5 protein-coding genes are annotated in these 6,073 nt (G+C 61.9%); all 5 read left to right on the top strand.

The window, feature by feature from the left end:
* Positions 1-924 (top strand): sn-glycerol-3-phosphate ABC transporter substrate-binding protein UgpB (gene ugpB / locus ACZM96_RS09070; protein WP_489488658.1); only part of this gene is annotated, 924 nt, incomplete at its 5' end.
* 72 nt (positions 925-996) lie between these two features.
* Positions 997-1,890, top strand: a complete 894-nt coding sequence (ugpA, locus tag ACZM96_RS09065) for a sn-glycerol-3-phosphate ABC transporter permease UgpA (RefSeq protein ID WP_489488656.1) — start codon at positions 997-999, stop codon at positions 1,888-1,890.
* A gap of 22 nt (positions 1,891-1,912) precedes the next feature.
* A complete protein-coding gene (gene ugpE, locus ACZM96_RS09060) occupies positions 1,913-2,758 on the top strand; it encodes a sn-glycerol-3-phosphate ABC transporter permease UgpE (RefSeq protein ID WP_294487351.1) in 846 nt (281 codons plus the stop codon).
* Positions 2,759-2,773: 15 nt separating this feature from the next.
* Positions 2,774-3,865 carry an ABC transporter ATP-binding protein gene (locus ACZM96_RS09055; protein WP_294487354.1) on the top strand — a complete coding sequence of 364 codons (1,092 nt, stop codon included), beginning with the start codon at positions 2,774-2,776 and terminating at the stop codon, positions 3,863-3,865.
* A gap of 218 nt (positions 3,866-4,083) precedes the next feature.
* Positions 4,084-5,463: an MATE family efflux transporter gene (locus ACZM96_RS09050; protein ID WP_489488654.1), complete on the top strand. Its 1,380-nt coding sequence runs from the start codon at positions 4,084-4,086 to the stop codon at positions 5,461-5,463.
* The last annotated feature ends 610 nt before the right edge of the window (positions 5,464-6,073 follow it).

Here is a 6,073-nt window from a genome sequence, read left to right as displayed (position 1 = left end):
AGCGACGGCAAGCTCATCGCCATGCCCTTCAACGCCTCCACCACGGTGCTCTACTACAACAAGGACGCCGTGAAGAAGGCCGGCGGCGATCCCGAAAACTTCCCCCGCACCTGGCCCGAAGTGGCCGACCTTGCCCGCAAGATCAAGGAATCCGGCGCGTGCAAGTACGGCATGACCAGCGGCTGGCAGTCCTGGGTGCAGCTTGAAAGCTTCTCCGCCTGGCACAACGTTCCCTTTGCCTCCAACAACAACGGCTTCGACGGCCTGAACACCGAACTGCTCTTCAACGGTCCCCTGCAGGTCCGCCACATCGACTTCCTCTCCAAGCTCAACAAGGAAGGCGTTTCCGTGTACGTGGGCCGCAAGTCCGAAGCCATCAACACCTTCACCGCCGGTGAAGCGGGCATTCTCATGAACTCCTCCGGCTCCTACGCCGCCGTCAAGGCCGGCGCCAAGTTCAACTGGGGCGTCATGGTGCTGCCCTACTGGCCCGACGTGAAGGGCGCTCCCCAGAACACCGTGATCGGCGGCGCGGCCATCTGGGCCATGGCCGGTCATTCCAAGGATTCCGAAAACGGCGTGGCCGCCTTCATCAACTACATTCTGAAGCCTGAAGTGCAGGCCGCCTTCCATCAGGCCACCGGCTACGTGCCCGTCACTCTCGCCGGTTACGAGCTCACCAAGCAGCAGGGCTTCTACGACAAGAACCCCGGCACCGACGTGGCCGTGAAGGCCCTCTCCGACAAGAAGCCCACCATCAACACCCTCGGCCTGCGCCTCGGCAACTTCGTCCAGATCCGCAACATCATCGACGAAGAACTCGAAGCCGTCTGGGCCGGCAAGAAGACCGCCAAGGAAGCCCTCGACGCCGCCGTGAAGCGCGGCAACGTCGAACTGCGCCGCTTTGAGCGCGCCAACAGCTGATCCGCTCATCGCACACAAAGGGGAGAGGCAAACTCTCCCCTTTTTTCAACCACAGCCGTCAAAGGAGTTCTCATGCAGGATGAGCGCTACGCGTTCCGGGGCAAAAAGCATCTGCTGCTGCCCATTCTCTTCCTGCTGCCCCAGCTTGTCATCACGGTGGTGTTCTTCTTCTACCCCGCCGGCGAGGCCCTGCTCGGGTCGGTATACATGGAAGACTCTTTCGGCCTTTCCAGAGAGTTCGTCGGACTGGACAACTTTGCCGTTCTTTTCTCCGATCCCAGCTATCTTGAAACGCTGTATCTCACCTTCATCTTCAGCATCGCCACCATCACCCTCACCATGACGGTTTCCCTGCTCATGGCCGTCGTCGCCGATCAGGTAAGCGTCGGCGGCACGCTCTACAAGTCGATGCTCATCATTCCCTACGCCGTGGCTCCGCCCCTCGCCGGCGTGCTCTGGCTCTTTCTGTTCAATCCTTCCGTAGGCGTGCTCTCCTCGCTGCTCGACAGCCTGGGATACACCTGGAACCACAAGCTCAACGGCAATCAGGCCCTGCTGCTGCTCATCATATCTGCCTCCTGGAAGCAGATTTCCTATAATTTCCTGTTCTTCCTTGCGGGACTCCAGGCCATTCCGCGTTCGCTCATCGAGGCCGCCGCCATCGACGGCGCCAGCCCCTGGCAGCGCTTCCGCAACATCATCTTCCCCCTGCTCTCGCCCACGACCTTCTTCCTGCTCGTGGTCAACACCATCTACACCCTGTTCGAAACCTTCGGCATCGTGCATGCGGTCACGCAGGGCGGCCCTTCTCGCGCAACGGAAACACTCATCTACAAGGTCTTCAACGACGGGTTCATCGGCCTCGACTTCGGCGGTTCCTCCGCGCAGTCGGTGGTGCTCATGTTCATCGTCATGATTCTGACCTTCCTCCAGTTCCGCTACGTCGAACGCAAGGTCAACTACTAGCCGCAACAGGAGAAGATTCGTCATGGTAGAAAAGAAAGGACTCGGAAGAGCGCTCAGTCACGCCGTGCTCCTGTTCGGCGCGGCCGTCGTTCTCTTTCCCCTGTACGTGGCGCTCGTGGCCACCTCCCACAGCTACGACGTGCTCATAGGCACCACGCCCCTGTGGTTCGGTCAGGAGCTCGTCAAGAACTTCACCACCGTGCTCACCCAGGGCCTCAAGGCCGCCGGCGGCATTCCCGTGTGGGTCATGATGGGCAACAGCCTCATCATGGCGCTCGGCATCGCCCTCGGCAAAATCGCCATTTCCATCACCGCGGCCTACGCCATCGTGTTCTTCCGCTTCCGCGGACGCGAGCTGTGCTTCGTGCTCATCTTCATCACGCTCATGATGCCCGTGGAAGTGCGCATCGTGCCCACCTTCCAGGTGGCCGCCAACCTGAACTTCATCGACAGCTATCCCGGCCTCATTCTGCCGCTCATCGCCTCGGCCACGGCCACGTTCCTGTACCGTCAGATGTTCATGACCATTCCGCAGGAACTGCTCGAAGCCGCGCGCATCGACGGCGCAGGCCCCTGGCGCTTCTTCGTGGACGTGGTGCTCCCGCTCTCCCGCACGAACACCGCCGCGCTTTTCGTGGTGCTGTTCATCTACGGCTGGAACCAGTACCTCTGGCCCCTGCTCGTCACCAATCAGGAAAGCATGTACACCGTGGTCATGGGCATTCAGCGCATGGTGAACATTCCCGACGCCGTTCCGGAATGGAACCTCATCATGGCCGTGGCCCTTCTGGGCATGCTGCCGCCGCTGCTCGTGGTGCTCGGCATGCAGAAGCTCTTTGTCCGCGGACTTGTGGAAACCGAGAAGTAGTACAAGGATCAGACAATGGCAAACGTTCGTCTCATCAACATAGACAAGACTTTCAACAAGAACAAAGTGCTCTCCGGTCTCAACCTCGAAGTGCCGGACGGCTCGTTCATGGTCATGGTGGGCCCCTCAGGCTGCGGCAAGTCCACGGCCCTGCGCTGCATCGCAGGCCTCGAAGAAGTGACTTCCGGCACCATCATGATCGGCGACAAGGACGTCACCCGCATGGAGCCCAAGGACCGCAACATCGCCATGGTGTTCCAGAACTACGCGCTCTATCCGCACATGAACGTGTACGACAACATCACCTACGGTTTGAAGGTGCGCGGCATTCCCGCCGACGAGCGCAAGCGCCGCGCCCTGGAAGCCGCCAAGCTCCTCGGCCTCGACGGCCTGCTCGAACGCATGCCCCGTCAGCTTTCCGGCGGCCAGCGTCAGCGCGTGGCCATGGGCCGCGCCATCGTGCGCGAACCCAGCGTGTTCCTCTTCGACGAACCGCTCTCCAACCTCGACGCCAATCTGCGCAATCAGATGCGCATCGAACTGCGCCGCCTGCATCAGCGCCTCGCCACCACCAGCATCTACGTGACCCACGATCAGGTGGAGGCCATGACGCTCGCCGAAAAGATCCTCGTGCTGCGCGCGGGCCACATCGAACAGTACGGCACCCCCGACGACGTGTATCTGCGCCCGGCCTCCGTGTTCGTGGCGCAGTTCATGGGCTCCCCCTCCATGAACATCGTGCGCGCCCGCGCGGAAAAGAACGACATCATACTGCCCGACGGCACCCGCCTTTCCGGCGTGCAGGCCGAAGACATCGACATCTCCGGCCGCAGCGGCGACATTCTGCTCGGCCTTCGCAGCGAAGACCTCATCTTCGACCCCGAAGGCGACATCCGCGTCACCGTGGACATCGTGGAAGCCCTCGGCTCCGACACCCTCGCCTACTGCCGTCCCCTGAGCGCGAATCCCGAAAAGCAGGAAAGCTCCTCGGTCATCGTGCGCCTCCAGGGCTCGCAGCGTCCCTCTTCCGGCGACGTCATCCGCCTCACGGCCCGCAAGGGTCACGGCCACGTGTTCGACACGGAAACGCAGCTGCGCTGCCTGTAAGGCCTCCCGGCATCCGACACGAAGGGCGGAAGCTTCGGCTCCCGCCCTTTTTTGCGCCCATCCGCGACCAGGCAGCCCTCGTCTTTCGACGTCTCTTCCGCCGACTTCTTGTTCCCGGCTGGACAAGACGCCGGAAAGTGATAGGTTCAACCTAGTTCCCCGCTGGCTTTCCGGCGAAACATCCTTTGTACTCACCCCCCTGCATGAAGGAGAAAACGATGGGACATGCCCAGCACGTTGACATGCTGCACGGTCCGCTCTTGGGCAAGATCATTCTCTTTGCCCTGCCCATTGCCATGAGCAGCATTCTGCAGCAGCTGTTCATTTCTGCGAACGTCGCCGTGGTCGGACACTTCGTCGGAGCTCAGGCCGTGGCCGCCGTCGGCGGAAACGGACCTATCGTCAATCTCATCATCAACCTCTTTCTCGGGCTTTCCGTCGGCGCAAACGTCGTCATCGCCCGCTACGTCGGCAGAGAGGATCAGCAGGCCTGCCAGTCCGCCGTTCACACGGTCATGGCCGTGTCCATACTGAGCGGCTTCTTCCTGCTCGTGGCGGGACAGTTCCTTGCGCCCATGCTGCTGCGCTTCGTGGACGTGCCGCACGACGTCATGGATCTGGCCGTGCTGTACCTGCGCATCTACTTCGTCGGCATGCCGTGCATCATGATCTACAACTTCGGCGCGGCCGTGCTGCGCAGCGTGGGCGACACCAAGCGCCCCATGTACAGCCTCATGGCCGCAGGCGTGGTCAACGTTTCGCTGAGCGTGGTGTTCGTGCTCTTCTGCGACATGGGCGTCGCGGGCGTGGGCCTCGCCACCTTCACGGGCAACCTCGTCAGCGCCGCGCTCGTCCTGTACTTTCTGCTCACCGAAGACGACATGATCCGCCTGAACCTCCGCAAGCTTGTCATCGCCCGCGTTCACCTGCTGCGCGTCATCAGAATCGGCGCTCCCGCCGGACTGCAGGGCATGATCTTCTCGCTCTCCAACGTGTGCATTCTCTCGGGCATCAACGGCTTCGGCTCCAGCACCGCCGCCGGTTCGGCCGCGGCCATCAACTTCGAGTTCATCTCCTATTTCTTCGTCAACGCCTTCTGCCAGGCCACCGTGACCTTCACCAGCCAGAACTACGCCATGTGCCAGCTCGACCGCTGCAAGAAGATCTTCCGCGAAAACATGGCCTGCGCCGTCGTGCTCGCCGGTCTCACCTGCCTCACCTTCACCCTCGGCGCCGCCTTCTTCTCCGGCATGTACACCAGCGATCCCGAAGTCATTCGCCACGCCGTCACCCGCGTGACCATCGTCGAAAGCATGGAATGGCTCTGCGCCACCTACGAAATCAGCGGAGCTGCGCTGCGCGGCATGGGCATCTCCATGCTGCCCGCCATGGTCACGCTCGTGGGCTCGTGCCTGCTGCGCATCGTGTGGGTCTATACCGTGTTCCGCATGTTCCCCACTTACGAAACGCTGCTCTACGTCTATCCCGTCTCGTGGATCATCACGGGCGTCATCATGCTTGTCGTGTACTTCGTCATCCGCAACAGGCTGTTCCGCGAGCGCGAACGCGGCGGAATCTGCAAGCCGCTGGAGTTCTGATCTGCGTTCCAGGACGAAGCGGACGCCGCGGCTTTGCGCATGATCGCGCCGACCTCCCCACGGACGAAGCCATGCTCTCCGGGAGGTCGAAGCCCGCGGCTGTCTGACCGCCCCGCCACCGCGGAGCCGCCCCGTCTGCGAACAAGCCCGCCGCATCATGGGCCCGAAACGCCGCGCCGTCCCTTGTCTGCCGAAAGCAGGCCCGAATCCGCCCCGCCTGCCTGCGCCGCGCATCCCCGGCAACGAAACGCGTTTCCGACCAAACGCGCCGCGCCTTTCCGCTTGTGCCGAAGGCGCGCCCGAAGATGCTCTGCGCGCGCTCGATGCCGCCTTGCCAAAACCCGGACGACAATCCCGCCGCACTCCGCCCTGCGGCCGGAGTTTCCCCGGGGCCCGACCTCCTGATGCATGCCGCTCCCTGAGTCTCCCACCAAAAAGCAACCCACCGAAAAGCCCCCTCCCCCAAAAACGCCGCACCGCCCCAAAAATTAAAAAGTTTTGAAAGAGAGGATGGGGGCCCGGGGGAAGGAGGGAAAACTTTTTCATGAAGATTGTAAATTAAAACGCAACAGAGATATTGCCTGAAACGAAGAGACCCACGACAGTCGGG

The sequence above is a fragment of the Mailhella sp. genome (assembly GCF_057866825.1).
The sequence above is the reverse complement of the archived record's forward strand: the minus strand, read 5'-3'. Positions and strand labels throughout refer to the sequence as shown.

What these genes read in the sequence shown, in the direction of transcription:
- ugpA (WP_489488656.1), top strand. Translation starts at nt 997, where the DNA reads ATGCAGGATGAGCGCTACGCGTTCCGGGGCAAAAAGCATCTGCTGCTG.
- ugpE (WP_294487351.1), top strand. Translation starts at nt 1,913, where the DNA reads ATGGTAGAAAAGAAAGGACTCGGAAGAGCGCTCAGTCACGCCGTGCTC.
- ACZM96_RS09055 (WP_294487354.1), top strand. Translation starts at nt 2,774, where the DNA reads ATGGCAAACGTTCGTCTCATCAACATAGACAAGACTTTCAACAAGAAC.
- ACZM96_RS09050 (WP_489488654.1), top strand. Translation starts at nt 4,084, where the DNA reads ATGGGACATGCCCAGCACGTTGACATGCTGCACGGTCCGCTCTTGGGC.